Raw genomic sequence first — 14,483 nt, 5'->3', positions numbered from 1 at the left:
GAAGGCTTAATTATGACAAACGACGCACTTATTGCTGCTTTATCACAGCTCGTTTCTGAAGGGCGTAACCCAGAAACAATGGATATCGACTTGCTGCCTTCACTGGATATTGTTCAGCGCATTAATCAACAAGACAAACTGGTTCCTCTTGCCGTAGAAAAGGTCCTTCCTGAGATAGCAATGGCGGTCGATAAGATCACTGCAGCATTTAAAGCGGGCGGCAGACTGGTTTACATGGGCGCTGGTACCAGTGGTCGTTTAGGCGTTTTGGATGCATCAGAATGTCCGCCAACGTTTGGGGTATCCGACAAAATGGTCATTGGCTTAATAGCAGGCGGACCAGAAGCTATCCTCAAAGCGAAAGAAGGTGCTGAAGATTCTCCTTTGCTTGGCGAACAAGATTTAAAGAACATCGACTTCAATAAAAATGACGTCGTTGTCGGTATCGCAGCAAGTGGCAGAACACCTTACGTGATAGGTGGATTAGAGTATGCCAATGAGATTGGCGCAACAACAGTAGCACTGTCTTGTAACCCGGACTCTCCTATTGCCGACATCGCAGATATCGCGATCAGTCCGGTTGTCGGTCCCGAAGCATTAACAGGCTCTACCCGTCTGAAATCAGGAACGGCTCAGAAACTGGTGCTGAACATGCTGACAACAGCAAGCATGATCCGCATTGGTAAGAGCTACCAAAACTTAATGGTGGATGTAAAAGCAACCAATGACAAACTGGTTGCTCGCGCGGCTCGTATCGTGATGCAAGCGACGGACTGCAGTAAAGAGCAGGCAACAGCCGTGCTCAAACAAACAGACTATGATGTAAAACTGGCGATCTTAATGATCCTCACAGATCTGGATATCGATTCAGCCCGCCAGCAGCTGGCGCATCAGGATGGTTTCCTGCGTAAAGCGGTAGAAATCCACCAGCCTAAGTAATCAAAGTAAGTAAGCATAAAAAGGTGACTTAGTGTCACCTTTTTTATTACTGCTTAATCTTCATAAAGCCATTCATCAACCTGACGATTGAGCTCATTATTCGCTTTGCGCTTAATATGTTCAGGATCGGTAGCGTTCTTAACGTTTTCCACTTTATTGGTGTACTTGCTGGTCGCTTTCTTAGCCTCACGTTTAGCCTGATTCTGTACGTAAGTGCCACTGGTGATCTCTTCGATATCACGCTTAGTGTTATCAAGCGTATTAGTAATATGGCTTTTGCTATGCTCGTATTTACGTTTAGCTTTAATGGTATCCTTCAGCGCATTAGATGCACTGACGGTCAGCGGCAATAAAACTAAGGTGAGCAGGAGGTACTTTTTCATCGTCGGAATCACTCTGAATTAAAATTCAATGGCAAAAGTAAACCAAACAAGTTCAGCCTATTTGTCAGAAGATGAACAAGTCAGAGGGTCGTCTTGATTATGAAACTATATTAGTTGCTGTATTCGTTCCAACCACGCTGCCATTCCATACGGAATTTTTGCGCTTGTTTCGTCCCTTCGCATACCCCTTCGTAATACTGCCCAGATAATCCAATCTGATACGCAAAATCAGGGTTACAGTATTCAGACAAACCTTCGAGATAACCTTGGTCATAATCTCCTTGTTTTACATTGCCCATTGCGCTTAGCTCTTTCACTGTACGTGATGTATGACCCGCGATGCCATCCTGATAGCCGATTTGATACCAGTCGCCTGACTGAGCGAGATCTTCTGTAGTCGCGGAACACCCTGCAAGTAAAGCCAGCGCCAAACCTAACGTTGCCTTTTTCATGGTTCTTCCTTAAGTAATTGTTTTCAAAAATAAGCTTACCACTAATTATTGGCGTTTGCCGCTTAGCTTGCAGATTAAACCACTGACGCCTCGAATCAACCGCTCACTACTGCAATCAACCGTTCGCCATTTTTAAAAACCGCTCAAGCAGTATATCGACCACTCAGTGCTCTATTCGACCACTCATCTACTAACCGAATGCATTTAACACAAGTGACGCATAACATGCATCCTGAGATTAAAAAATTACCCTACCCAACTAAGACCAAGGACAATTGCTATGATGTGGTTTCTAACCTGTGTCGCAGCCCTAATCGGCGGATACTTCATCTACGGCGCTTTCGTCGAGAAAATTTTCGGCATCAATGAAAAACGCCAAACGCCTGCTCATACTAAAGCAGATGGTGTTGACTATGTTCCAATGTCAACCAAGAAAGTTTACCTGGTTCAGCTACTGAACATCGCTGGCGTAGGTCCTATCTTTGGCCCAATCATGGGTGCGCTATACGGCCCAGCGGCAATGCTATGGATCGTGATCGGCTGTATTTTTGCTGGTGCGGTACACGATTACTTCTCAGGTATGCTATCTGTTCGTAACGGCGGTGCTTCTGTACCAACCATTACTGGACGTTACCTAGGTAATGGCGCAAAACACTTTATGAACATTTTTGCCATTGTCTTATTACTTCTTGTTGGTGTGGTATTCGTATCAGCACCGGCTGGCATGATCACTAACCTAATCAACGATCAAACAAGCCTAAACGTAAGCATGACAACAATGGTTATCGCAATCTTTGCGTACTACATCATTGCGACTATCGTTCCTGTTGATAAGATCATCGGCCGTTTCTACCCACTGTTTGGCGCACTACTAATTTTCATGTCTGTTGGCCTGATGACTGCTGTTGCATTCTCTAGCGAGCACACAGTAATGGGTGACTTCCAAGTATCGGACATGTTCAGCAACCTAAACCCGAATGACATGCCTCTATGGCCAGCACTGTTCATCACTATCGCATGTGGTGCAATCTCTGGCTTCCACGCAACTCAGTCTCCACTGATGGCTCGTTGTATGGAAAACGAGAAAAACGGTCGCTTCGTATTCTACGGCGCAATGATCGGTGAAGGTGTTATCGCGCTAATCTGGTGTGCTATCGCACTATCTTTCTTCGGCTCTCTAGACGCACTGTCAGAAGCAGTGAAGAACGGCGGCCCTGGTAACGTAGTTTACAGCGCATCATTTGGTCTACTAGGTGTGTTCGGCGGTATCATCGCGTTCCTAGGTGTGGTTATCCTGCCTATTACTTCAGGTGACACAGCGTTCCGCTCAAGCCGTCTGATCCTTGCTGAATACTTCAACATGGAACAGAAAACACTGCGCAACCGTCTACTAATGGCGCTTCCACTGTTCGTTATCGGTGGCATCCTGACTCAGGTTGACTTCGGTATCATCTGGCGTTACTTCGGTTTCGCAAACCAAACCACAGCAGTAATGATGCTTTGGACTGCATCGGCTTACCTGCTACGTCACAACAAACTGCACTGGATTACCACTATCCCTGCAATGTTTATGACAACAGTGTGTGCAACATTCATTCTGAATAACAGCTCGCTAGGTTTTGGCCTGCCAATGCAACTATCAACTATCGTCGGTATTGTGTTTGCCCTAGCAGTGACTGGTTACGTTATCAAAACCTCTAAGGGTAAAGGTGAAACTGAACTGGCTGACGAAGAGAAACCACAAGCCGTATCAGAAACAGCGTAATACTCGTCGCATCCGAGTGACTAAGATAAGAGCCTGCCAATTGCAGGCTCTTTTTGTTTTATACCCAAGTAACTTTAAAGGCTGATAAAACCTTGAGGTTGTTTAGGTATACAATAACAGCATTAATTTCAGGTTAGGTTCGCTATGGAACTGGTTATTTCTCTCTTACAGCAAATGTGTGTTTACTTGGTACTGGCGTACATGCTGAGTAAAACGCCCATTATATTGCCTCTGCTGAGCATATCTTCTCGCTTAAGCCACCGCTTAATTTGCTATGTACTCTTTTCAGGCTTTTGTATTCTCGGCACCTACTTTGGCTTGCACATCAATGATGCGATAGCCAATACTCGTGCTATCGGTGCGGTGATGGGAGGATTATTTGGCGGACCTGTCGTGGGTTTTGCGGTTGGATTTACTGGCGGTATTCACCGCTACACGCTGGGTGGTTTTACCGATTTGGCCTGTGCGATCTCCACCACAGCAGAAGGGGTTATCGGTGGTCTTTTGCATGTGTACCTAATCAAACGTAACAAAGGTGCCCTGCTATTTAACCCAAGCGTGGTATTCAGTATTACCTTTGTAGCAGAAGTGGTGCAAATGATTTTGCTGCTCGCCGTCGCGAAACCTTTTGATCAAGCCTATGAACTGGTGTCCGCCATTGCAGCACCTATGATCATCGCAAACTCATTTGGTGCGGCGTTGTTCATGAGTATCCTGCAAGACAGAAAAGCGATCTTTGAAAAGTTTTCTGCGACGTTTTCGCGTCGAGCACTCACCATTGCTGATCGCTCAGTGGGAATTCTAAGCAACGGCTTCAACACCGAAAACGCAGAGAAAATAGCACGTATTATTTACGAAGAAACAAAAGTGGGCGCTGTCGCGATTACCGACCAAGAAAAAATCTTAGCGTTTGTGGGCATTGGCGATGATCACCATAAACCGAACACGCCGATTTCATCGCAAAGCACATTAGACTCCATGGAGAAAAACGACATCATTTATCTTGATGGCGCAGAACGTCCATACCAATGTTCCATCGCAAAAGACTGCAAACTTGGCTCCGCGCTGATCATCCCACTACGTGCGGGAAAAGAGGTCATTGGTACCATAAAGCTGTATGAACCGAAGCGTAAATTGTTCTCCACGGCCAACATGTCAATGGCGGAAGGGATAGCTCAGCTTCTCTCTAGCCAAATCCTGTATGGCGATTACCAACAACAACAAGCCTTACTCGCTCAAGCAGAAATCAAACTGCTTCACGCTCAGGTGAATCCACACTTTTTGTTTAATGCACTCAATACTATTAGTGCGATTACTCGTCGTGATCCTGACAAAGCGCGCGAGCTAATCCAAAATTTATCGCACTTCTTCCGCAGCAATTTAAAGCAGAACATTAATACCGTGACGCTAAAGGAAGAGCTTGCACATGTGAACTCGTACTTGAGCATCGAAAAAGCTCGTTTTACGGACCGCTTAGAGGTTGAAATCGATATTCAACCTGAATTGCTGGACATCAAATTGCCAAGCTTTACACTCCAGCCTTTGGTTGAGAATGCCATTAAACACGGCATTTCAAACATGCTTGAAGGTGGTAAAGTTCATATATACAGCGAAGCACACCCACAAGGTCATTTGATTACTGTCGAAGACAATGCAGGCAGTTTTGAACCGCCAAAAGAAAACCACTCCGGGCTAGGTTTAGAAATTGTCGACAAACGTCTCACTAATCAATTTGGGCGTGATGCATCGCTAAAAATTACGTGCGAGCCACATCAATTTACTAAAATGAGCTTTATCATTCCCCCAAAATCATAAAAGCACGCTGAAGCAATAAAGGTAATGTTGGATGTTAACCGCACTCGTCATTGATGATGAACAGTTTGCTCGTGAAGAGCTGACAGAGTTATTGGATGAAACAGGCCAAGTTGAAGTAGTGGGCAATGCCTCAAACGCGATCCTTGGTCTAAAAAAAATCAATGAGCTCAAACCTGATGTGGTGTTTCTCGATATCCAAATGCCTCAAGTCACTGGGATTGAACTACTTGGAATGCTTGATCCAGAAACCATGCCTTATGTGGTTTTTGTCACTGCTTACGACCAGTATGCAATTCAAGCGTTTGAAGACAACGCCTTTGATTACTTGCTCAAACCTGTCGACCCATGCCGTTTAACCAAAACGGTCAAACGGCTAAATAAAGTCATTAGTCAATCCGCCCTAACTCAACAGCTGTCTGCTATTACGCCCGATACTTTAGATCAGATTCCGTGCATCGGGCACAACCGTATCGTCATCATGGCCACCGACACGGTAGAATGTGCATACAGTGACATCAGCGGCGTGCATGTACGTTCCACCAGCCAAGCCGCGAGCACTCAACTAACATTAAAAACGCTAGAAGAGAAAACCCCACTGGTACGCTGTCATCGCCAATACTTAGTCAGCATTAAGGCCATCAGCGAAATCAAATTACTCGAAAACGGATTAGCAGAAATCATCACCAAAACTGGCTTTGAGATACCAGTAAGCCGCCGCTACCTTAAAGTGCTCAAAGAGATGCTCGGCATTAGCCACTAACACAAAAAGTTCACACATCACCGCTGAGTTTCCGCTAGCGTATAAATAAGACGCTCAGAAAAGACGAGGCGATGATGTATAAAGTTTTATTCATATGTAAGCACAATGCTGGACGAAGTGTGCTCGCTGAGTCGATCGCAACCCATATCCTGCCAGCAGAGTTTAGTGTCGCCAGCGGTGGCTCTCATCCCACAGGCAAAGTTCACCCGGTGGTGCAAAAATATTTAGATGACCACCAACTTCCCATTCCACATATCCACACCCACTCATGGGAAGAGCGAACTCAGTTTCTTCCTGACATCGTTATTATTCTCTGTGACTCTTTACATCAAGAGGCAGCTCCTCAGTGGCTTGCGGGTGGAGTTCGAGTAAACTGGCAAGTCGATGCCTTTCCGACTGAAGGTTCTGATGAAGAGGTGTACGCACATTGCGAAAGGGTTGCTCAGTCGCTTGAGCGAAGAATCACGAAGATGTCCGATATGATTATCGATGGTTTAGGGAAAGACCAAATTCGTGATTACCTAAATGAACTGAGAGAGATGTAAAAAAGACGACCCGCTGGTCGTCTTTTGAATATTCGATAAATGGAGATTAATCCACTTGCTTGATTTGCAGTTCTTTGGGTACTTCAAAGAACATATTCTCTTCACGACCAAGTACTTCATCAACCGCTTCGGCACCGACGAGTTCTTTGATTCGCTCTAGAATCTGATTAACGAGTTCTTCCGGAGCAGATGCCCCCGCAGTCACGCCGACCTTTGTTTTGCCTTTGAACCACTCAGGTTTGATATCTTCCGGACAGTCGGTTAAGTAGCCAGGTGTCCCTAGCTTTTCAGCTAGCTCTTTAAGACGTGTAGAGTTTGATGAGTTTTTAGAACCCACCACAACCATCACATCTACGTCACCCGCTAATTCACGTACGGCATCTTGGCGGTTTTGTGTCGCGTAACAGATATCGTCTTTACGTGGTCCTTGGATATCTGGGAAGACGCGGCGTAGCTCTTCGATAACATCGGCAGTTTCATCTACAGAAAGTGTCGTTTGGCTTACGTAATGAAGATCAGATGGATCTTTCACAATCGACTTCAGTTTCTCAACATCGGCCGGGGTTTCAACCAAGTACATACCACCGGTTTCACTCGCGTACTGCCCCATTGTGCCTTCCACTTCAGGGTGACCTGCGTGACCAATCAGAACCACTTCCATATTGCGGCGGCTTGCTCGCGCTACTTCCATATGCACTTTGGTTACCAACGGGCACGTCGCGTCAAATACCGTCAAATCTCGCTGCTTGGCTTCCTGACGAACCGCCTGCGATACACCATGAGCAGAAAAAATCACAATGTTGTTGTCTGGCACTTCATGCAGCTCTTCAACGAAGACAGCGCCACGTTGTTTTAGCCCTTCAACCACAAAACGGTTATGCACCACCTCATGACGAACATAAATCGGTGGCTGATACATCTCTAGCGCACGCTCTACGATGCTAATCGCACGGTCTACACCAGCACAAAAGCCGCGTGGGTTAGCTAATAGGATTTTCATTTCATTGCTCATGGAAATTATCTTTATTGGGTTCGCTATTCTACTGACAAAATTTCAACTTCGAAAGTCACGTCTTGTCCCGCTAGAGGATGGTTGAAGTCCACAGTGACTGAATCGCCAGCAATCTCTGTAATAATGCCCGGGATTTCCATACCATCAGGACCACTGAACGCCATGATTGTACCCACTTCTACTTCTGCATCACCTACAAACTTAGTGCGATCCATATGGTGTACATGGTCTGGGTTTGGCATGCCAAACGCGTCTTCTGCTTTTAGCTCAATCGCTTTTTGTGCGCCTGTTTCGAGGCCTATCAAGCACTGCTCAAAGTTTTCACTCAAGCTGCCATCACCCATAACAAATTTCGCTGGTTTACCCATGTTATGAGTACTATCCGCAACCGATCCATCTTTCATTTTAATCGTAAAGTGAAGGGTTACTACAGATTCATTGGTTATTGTTGTCACGTTACTGCTTCCTTGTTCTTGGGTTATTACGCTGTCAGCTTGGTCTTTTTATACATTGATATGCTGATTGGCGCTCCAACATAATAAAAAGCGTCGCTCGAATCAACGGGCGACGCTTAGGGTTATTCAACTTTTCGCAATATACACTGCCACTACTTAGGCTTTCGCCTCGTCTTTCTTTCGAAAGCCGTCAAGAATAATCATCGCGGCACCAATACAGATCGCCATGTCTGCAAGGTTGAACGCTGGCCAGTGATAATTACCCCAGAAAAAGTCCAAATAATCCACGACAAACCCATGTATTACTCGGTCGAATACGTTGCCTACTGCGCCACCAATAATCATGGCATAAGCAATATTATTCCATTTCTCTTTCGCTGGTAGTTTGCTCATCCAGTAAGTCAAAAGACCTGTAACGATAAAAGCAATACCTGTAAATAACCAACGTTGCCAGCCCGCTTGATCACTCAAAAAGCTAAAAGCAGCACCATAGTTATGCACGTACAAAAGATTAAAGAATGGCAAAATTTCTATGCGGTTTGCCCAGCCATATCCCATGTTGTTCATTACAACATACTTAATGCCAATATCAGCTAAAAAGATAACCACCGCTAACCATAACCAGCGAATACCAGATTGCTTTAAAGACAGTGCTTTTTCACTCATTACTTTACCTACAAACAGCCCCAGTAAATACTGGGGCTGTTAATTTTAAAAAAAGTTCAGTCGTTCTAGGCAATTACGCGAATTTACGTACTTCACCTTCGCCTTCTACGTTAGACACACAACGACCACAGATTTTCTCGTGACCTTCAATTGTGCCTACGTCTGGCGTGTGGTGCCAACAACGATCACACTTCTCGCCTTCAGCTGCTGCTACTTCAACAAACAAGCCTTCGATATCCGTGGCTTGTGCTGCATCAGTCTTCTCACCTAGAGGCTTAACTTTCGCCGCAGAGGTTAGTAGAACAAAGCGCAGTTCATCTTCAAGTTTGTTGATCTTCGCCGCTAAAGCGTCATCAGCAAATAGAGTCACTTCAGCTTGTAGTGCACCACCGATGGTTTTCTCTTTACGCGCATCTTCTAGAAGTTTGTTTACTGCACCACGAACCGCTTGGATCTCAGCCCAGAATTCATTGTTCAGCTCTTCACCTTCAGCAAGGCCGAATAGACCGTCGAACCACTCACCAGTGAATACGAACTTGTCGCGCTCGCCTGGCATTTCGTTCCAGATTTCATCTGCAGTGAACGACATGATTGGCGCCATCCAACGAACTAGCGCTTCTACGATGTAGTAAAGTGCAGTCTGGCAGCTACGTTGAGCGTTGCCGCCACGTTTTGCTGTGTACTGACGGTCTTTAATTACGTCTAGGTAGAAAGAGCCCATTTCGATCGAACAGAATTGCATTAGACGCTGAGTCACACCGTGTGTGTTGTACTCTTCGTATGCTTTAACAATCTCTTCTTGTGCTGCTAGCGCACGACCAACTGCCCAGCGATCTAGCGCAACCATCTCTTCAACAGGAACGATGTCTGTTTCAGGGTTGAAGCCGCTTAGGTTAGCAAGGAAGAAACGCGCTGTGTTCCGGATACGACGGTAAGCATCTGCGCTACGTTTTAGGATTTCATCAGAAACCGCAACTTCACCAGTGTAGTCTGTTGAAGCAACCCATAGACGAAGAATATCAGCACCTAGCTTGTTAGTTACGTCTTTTGGCGCAACCACGTTACCGATAGATTTAGACATCTTACGACCCTGACCATCAACCACGAAACCGTGTGTCAGTACTTGTTTGTAAGGCGCTTCGTCTTTCATCGCGATAGATGAAATTAGAGAAGATTGGAACCAACCACGGTGTTGGTCAGAACCTTCTAGGTATAGGTCTGCACTGTTGCCGTTGTACTCTTCACGAGCATCAACAACGGAGAAGTGAGTAACACCTGAATCGAACCATACGTCTAGCGTATCTAGTACTTTTTCGTATTGGTCAGCGTCAGCACCGAGTAGTTCAGCGGCATCTACATCCCACCATGCTTGGATGCCTTTCTCTTCAACCAGCTTAGCGACTTTCTCGATCAGCTCTAGCGTGTTTGGATGAAGTTCTGCTGTTTCTTTATGAACAAACAGAGCAATTGGCACACCCCAAGTACGTTGACGAGAGATACACCACTCAGGGCGACCTTCGATCATACCTTCGATGCGGCTTTGACCCCACTCAGGCATCCACTCTACGTTCTTGATTGACTCTAATGCTTTAGCACGTAGGCCAGCTTGGTCCATAGAAACGAACCATTGAGGCGTAGCACGGAAGATGATTGGAGTCTTATGACGCCAACAGTGTGGGTAGCTGTGCTCGTAAGCGTGGTGGTGTAGTAGTGCACCTTTTTCTTTCAGTACTTCTACTACTGCATCGTTCGCTTTAAATACGTGCTGACCAGCAAATAGCTCTGTATCTGGTAAGTAAACACCGTTTGAACCAACTGGGTTTGCTACTTCTAGGTTGTACTTGTTACCAACCGCGAAGTCTTCTTGACCGTGACCAGGTGCAGTGTGAACAACACCAGTACCTGAATCAGTCGTAACGTGATCACCCAGGATCGCCGGTACAGTGAAATCGTAGAATGGGTGTTGGAATTGAGAAAGCTCTAGATCCGCACCTTTAGCAAAGCCAAGATTGTGGAAGTGCTCGATACCAGCACGGTCCATTACGTCTTTCGCCAGCTCAGCAGCAACGATGATACGCTCAGCGTTGTCGCCTTCTGTTTGGATAAGTACGTACTCTAGATCATCACGTAGACATACTGCGCGGTTTGCAGGAAGCGTCCAAGGAGTTGTCGTCCAGATGACAATAGAGATATCGCCTTTACCTTCATGGCCTTCAGTCAGCTCAAACTTAGACAACAGTGCCGCTTCGTCAGCCGCTTTAAAACGAACGTCGATAGATGGCGATACTTTATCTTTGTATTCTACTTCCGCTTCAGCAAGAGCAGAACCACAGTCTGTACACCAGTGAACAGGTTTGAAACCTTTTAGCAGGTGACCATTGCTTGCGATCTTACCAAGAGCACGAATAATGTTCGCTTCAGTTGCGAAATCCATAGTGCGGTATGGCTTGTCCCACTCACCCATGATACCAAGGCGTTTGAAGCTCTCTTTCTGACCTTCAACCTGACCTGCTGCGTATTCACGACATTTCTCGCGGAATTCTGCTGCCGTTACTTTTTGGCCTGGCTTGCCTACTTTTTTCTCTACCATTAATTCAATAGGTAGACCGTGGCAGTCCCAGCCAGGAATGTAAGGTGCGTCAAAACCTGAAAGTGTTTTGGATTTAATAATAATGTCTTTAAGAATCTTGTTTAGTGCGTGACCAATATGAATGTCACCATTTGCGTAAGGAGGGCCATCGTGCAATACGAATGACTTTTTGCCTTTCTTAGCTTTACGGATTTCACCGTAAAGATCTTCTTTGTACCAACGCTTAAGCATTTCTGGCTCACGATTGGCCAGGTTGCCGCGCATTGGAAACCCTGTTTCAGGTAAGTTCAGGGTATCTTTATACTCACTCATCGATTCTTAATTCCGTTATATTGGGCGAAAATTAGACATTATGTTGAACGGTGGAATAAACCGCTCAACGCTTAAGCTGACGCAGCCACACCCTTGCTGCTTCAGCATCCAATTCGATTTGTTGTTTAAGTGCTTCAAACGACTCAAACTTTTGCTCATCTCGAAGTTTATGCAAAAGCTCCACTTCTAGTTGCTTGCCATATAAATTGGCATGAAAGTCGAATAAGTGTACTTCTAACTGCTGGCGAACGCCATTGACAGTCGGTCTTTGACCAATATTAGCGACACCACCAATTGGCTTATTTCCTAAGCCAAGCGCTTGAACAACATAGACTCCGGAGACCGGAGAAACACAGCGTTTCAAAGGAATATTCGCAGTAGGAAAACCTATCGTTCTTCCCAGCTTTCTTCCGTGAGAAACACGACCGCTGATGCTGTAGTTTCTTCCCAGCATCTGTTGCGCGGAATGCAAATCGTCACGCGCCAGCGCTTGACGGATAGCCGTACTGCTGACACGTAATTGTTGTAAACAAAAGCTCTGGGTACTCACGACATCAAAACCGTACTTTTCCCCTGCTTCCTGCAGCATTGCAAAGTTACCTGTACGGCCTTTGCCAAAGCAGAAATCATCACCAACGACAAGAAACTTAACACCCAAACGCTCGACCAACAAGTCACGGATAAACTCTTCCGCGGTTAAACTTGCAAAATGACGATTGAAATTGACGCAGAGCAAGCGATCAATATCGAGCTTACTCAATTGCACGAACTTATCGCGTAATCGCGTCAACCGTGCAGGTGCCTTATCTTTGGCAAACAGCTCCATCGGCTGAGGTTCAAAGGTCATAACAACAGAAGGCAATGATAGCCTGTCCGCTTGCTCAGACACTTGCTGCAATACTTGTTGATGGCCTTTATGGACACCATCGAAATTGCCAATAGTCAGCACGCAACCATGATGTCGCGGGGTGATATTGTGAATGCCTCTAATCAGTTCCATTGGATACTGCTTTCTGCCTCTGTTTTTACTTTACACTGTGTGAAACTGACGGATTATATACTAATCACCCTTAGTCTGTCCCAGCTTTTAGGTCTTTTAAGCGTGCACCAGTTAAAAATAGAACCACTAGGTAAACCACGGCTCCTAGACCGATCAACATTCCTAGTACACCGCTGCGGTGAGCAAAGCTCCAATCTAGCCACACTGACATGTCTTCCAATTGCCATAAGATCGCAGCCACCATCGCCGCACCTGCAATAACCAAACGTATAATAAAGAAGACGGTTCGTTTGGTGATTTGGTATACCCCTGCGATATGTAGACCACGATACAGCAATGCCATATTTACGAACGCCGAAAGTGCCGTCGCGATAGCCAAACCAACGTAGCCATAAAAGTACGCAAAAATTGCGTTAAACACCATGTTTGTCACCATCGCAATGATGCCGTACTTTACTGGCGTTTTAGTATCTTGGCGCGAGTAATAACCTGGCGCGAGAACCTTAATCAGCATGAAGTTCAACAAACCTGAAGCGTAGGCAAAAAGCGACAATGATGCTTGATGTACGTCTTGAGGAGAAAATTCACCTCGCATAAACAGAACCATCAGCATAGGTTTTGCCAGTACCATCAGACCAAGCATTGCAGGAAGGCCAAGCAAGATCACCATGCGCACCCCCCAATCCATGGTTTGTGCGAAGCCTTCACTTTGTGCGTCAACGTGTTTACGTGAAAGCGCGGGTAAAATCACAGTCGCAATCGCAATACCGAACAGGCCTAAAGGAAATTCCAATAAGCGGTCTGAGTAATACAGCCAGCTGATCGAACCGGTTTGCAAAAAACTGGCGATGAACGTATCAAACAACAAGTTAATCTGACTGACCGATACGCCAAATAAAGCGGGGATCATCAAAGTACGGATTTTCACTACACCCGGATCGCGCCAGCCCCATTTTGGCTTAACCATGACGCCTGCTTTAATAAGGAAGGGAATTTGGAATAAGAACTGGACCAAACCACCTAAGAAAACACCAATAGAAAGCCCTATTTCTGGCATTTCCATTTGCGGCGAGATAAACCACGCCGCCAAAATAATCATCACATTGAGGAAAACAGGGGTAAAGGAGGAGACCGCAAATTTACCTAATGTATTGAGGATAGCACCCGATAGAGCGACAAAGGTAATGAACCATAAATAGGGAAAGGTGATTTTGAGCATCACGCTAGCAAGCTCAAACTTTGCTGCAGCCGGGCCACCATGCATCCAGTCAAGGAACCAACCAAAACCAAACACAGCAGTGACCACGCCGGAGCCTAGGACACCTAAAATGGTAACAATCGAGACTATCACCCCTAACGTACCCGCCGCACGAGCAATGAGCTCCCGAGTTTTATCCATGTCGCCTTGAGCATGGCTTTCCGTTAAAACAGGTACAAACGCTTGGGAAAAAGCCCCTTCAGCAAACAAACGTCGTAAAAAATTAGGAATTTTATTGGCGAAGAAAAAGACGTCTGCGCTTGCTCCTGCCCCCATTAAATTTGCCACTACAACATCACGAACTAGGCCAAGAACGCGGGAAATAAATGTCATAGCACTGACGATCATGCCAGACTTGAGTAGTCGTTTACTCACTGTAACCTCGGAATATCACCATAAGACAGCTAACCCTATACTGTTTCTCTGACAGGTGCTGTAAATAGACGTCAAAAATCTATCCGCGGGTTGTAAGGAATAAGTGTGCCTTTCGCGGATAATTATTAGCATTGGTATAAAAATGCTGTTAGAATC

General features: G+C 45.7%; 13 protein-coding genes. 5 read left to right on the top strand and 8 right to left on the bottom strand.

The genetic code is table 11. The annotated features are described in order from the left end of the window. Positions 1–12 precede the first annotated feature (12 nt). Positions 13–939 carry an N-acetylmuramic acid 6-phosphate etherase gene (murQ, locus tag ACZ5ZC_RS10510; RefSeq protein ID WP_054867297.1) on the top strand — a complete coding sequence of 309 codons (927 nt, stop codon included), beginning with the start codon at positions 13–15 and terminating at the stop codon, positions 937–939. Between the two features lie 53 nt (positions 940–992). Here murQ and ACZ5ZC_RS10505 read toward each other — a convergent pair whose 3' ends face one another. Further along, the gene (locus ACZ5ZC_RS10505; RefSeq protein WP_054867288.1) at positions 993–1,322 is read right to left on the bottom strand and encodes a hypothetical protein; all 330 of its coding nucleotides are present in this window, start codon (positions 1,320–1,322) and stop codon (positions 993–995) included. Positions 1,323–1,432: 110 nt separating this feature from the next. After that, positions 1,433–1,774, bottom strand: a complete 342-nt coding sequence (locus tag ACZ5ZC_RS10500; RefSeq protein WP_014230874.1) for a DUF2799 domain-containing protein — start codon at positions 1,772–1,774, stop codon at positions 1,433–1,435. A gap of 280 nt (positions 1,775–2,054) precedes the next feature. Between ACZ5ZC_RS10500 and ACZ5ZC_RS10495 the strand changes: the two genes are divergently transcribed. The 4 genes from ACZ5ZC_RS10495 to ACZ5ZC_RS10480 all read left to right on the top strand — a co-directional run bounded on the left by ACZ5ZC_RS10495 (position 2,055) and on the right by ACZ5ZC_RS10480 (position 6,659). Further along, positions 2,055–3,539: a carbon starvation CstA family protein gene (locus ACZ5ZC_RS10495; protein ID WP_464931902.1), complete on the top strand. Its 1,485-nt coding sequence runs from the start codon at positions 2,055–2,057 to the stop codon at positions 3,537–3,539. Positions 3,540–3,683: 144 nt separating this feature from the next. Then, positions 3,684–5,354, top strand: coding sequence for a LytS/YhcK type 5TM receptor domain-containing protein (locus tag ACZ5ZC_RS10490; protein WP_464931901.1), 1,671 nt, complete (start codon positions 3,684–3,686; stop codon positions 5,352–5,354). A gap of 31 nt (positions 5,355–5,385) precedes the next feature. Beyond that, positions 5,386–6,114, top strand: a complete 729-nt coding sequence (btsR, locus tag ACZ5ZC_RS10485; RefSeq protein ID WP_006743107.1) for a two-component system response regulator BtsR — start codon at positions 5,386–5,388, stop codon at positions 6,112–6,114. 71 nt (positions 6,115–6,185) lie between these two features. Next, positions 6,186–6,659, top strand: coding sequence for an arsenate-mycothiol transferase ArsC (locus ACZ5ZC_RS10480; protein ID WP_054867285.1), 474 nt, complete (start codon positions 6,186–6,188; stop codon positions 6,657–6,659). 46 nt (positions 6,660–6,705) lie between these two features. Here the strand turns inward: ACZ5ZC_RS10480 and ispH are convergent, their stop codons facing one another. From ispH to murJ, 6 genes are all read right to left on the bottom strand, one after another. Beyond that, complete coding sequence (gene ispH, locus ACZ5ZC_RS10475) at positions 6,706–7,671, bottom strand: 4-hydroxy-3-methylbut-2-enyl diphosphate reductase (RefSeq protein ID WP_172605932.1); 966 nt, start codon at positions 7,669–7,671, stop codon at positions 6,706–6,708. 23 nt (positions 7,672–7,694) lie between these two features. Further along, positions 7,695–8,126 carry an FKBP-type peptidyl-prolyl cis-trans isomerase gene (gene fkpB, locus ACZ5ZC_RS10470; protein ID WP_012842130.1) on the bottom strand — a complete coding sequence of 144 codons (432 nt, stop codon included), beginning with the start codon at positions 8,124–8,126 and terminating at the stop codon, positions 7,695–7,697. Positions 8,127–8,282: 156 nt separating this feature from the next. Continuing rightward, entirely contained in the window at positions 8,283–8,792 is a 510-nt protein-coding gene (gene lspA, locus ACZ5ZC_RS10465; RefSeq protein ID WP_005397302.1) for a signal peptidase II, read from the bottom strand. A gap of 73 nt (positions 8,793–8,865) precedes the next feature. Continuing rightward, the gene (gene ileS, locus ACZ5ZC_RS10460; RefSeq protein WP_054867282.1) at positions 8,866–11,694 is read right to left on the bottom strand and encodes an isoleucine--tRNA ligase; all 2,829 of its coding nucleotides are present in this window, start codon (positions 11,692–11,694) and stop codon (positions 8,866–8,868) included. 64 nt (positions 11,695–11,758) lie between these two features. Next, positions 11,759–12,694 (bottom strand): bifunctional riboflavin kinase/FAD synthetase, encoded by a 936-nt coding sequence (gene ribF, locus ACZ5ZC_RS10455; RefSeq protein ID WP_046873948.1) that lies wholly within the window; start codon positions 12,692–12,694, stop codon positions 11,759–11,761. Positions 12,695–12,764: 70 nt separating this feature from the next. Beyond that, a complete protein-coding gene (gene murJ, locus ACZ5ZC_RS10450) occupies positions 12,765–14,327 on the bottom strand; it encodes a murein biosynthesis integral membrane protein MurJ (protein ID WP_046873949.1) in 1,563 nt (520 codons plus the stop codon). Between the last annotated feature and the right edge of the window lie 156 nt (positions 14,328–14,483).

Source organism: Vibrio sp. JCM 18905 (genome assembly GCF_055393305.1).
The sequence above is the reverse complement of the archived record's forward strand: the minus strand, read 5'-3'. Positions and strand labels throughout refer to the sequence as shown.

Coding starts and splice junctions, on each gene's coding strand:
- ACZ5ZC_RS10495 (WP_464931902.1), top strand. CDS start 2,055: ATGATGTGGTTTCTAACCTGTGTCGCAGCCCTAATCGGCGGATACTTC.
- ribF (WP_046873948.1), bottom strand. CDS start 12,694: ATGGAACTGATTAGAGGCATTCACAATATCACCCCGCGACATCATGGT.
- btsR (WP_006743107.1), top strand. CDS start 5,386: ATGTTAACCGCACTCGTCATTGATGATGAACAGTTTGCTCGTGAAGAG.
- ACZ5ZC_RS10505 (WP_054867288.1), bottom strand. CDS start 1,322: ATGAAAAAGTACCTCCTGCTCACCTTAGTTTTATTGCCGCTGACCGTC.
- ispH (WP_172605932.1), bottom strand. CDS start 7,671: ATGAGCAATGAAATGAAAATCCTATTAGCTAACCCACGCGGCTTTTGT.
- ACZ5ZC_RS10500 (WP_014230874.1), bottom strand. CDS start 1,774: ATGAAAAAGGCAACGTTAGGTTTGGCGCTGGCTTTACTTGCAGGGTGT.
- murQ (WP_054867297.1), top strand. CDS start 13: ATGACAAACGACGCACTTATTGCTGCTTTATCACAGCTCGTTTCTGAA.
- lspA (WP_005397302.1), bottom strand. CDS start 8,792: ATGAGTGAAAAAGCACTGTCTTTAAAGCAATCTGGTATTCGCTGGTTA.
- ileS (WP_054867282.1), bottom strand. CDS start 11,694: ATGAGTGAGTATAAAGATACCCTGAACTTACCTGAAACAGGGTTTCCA.
- ACZ5ZC_RS10490 (WP_464931901.1), top strand. CDS start 3,684: ATGGAACTGGTTATTTCTCTCTTACAGCAAATGTGTGTTTACTTGGTA.
- ACZ5ZC_RS10480 (WP_054867285.1), top strand. CDS start 6,186: ATGATGTATAAAGTTTTATTCATATGTAAGCACAATGCTGGACGAAGT.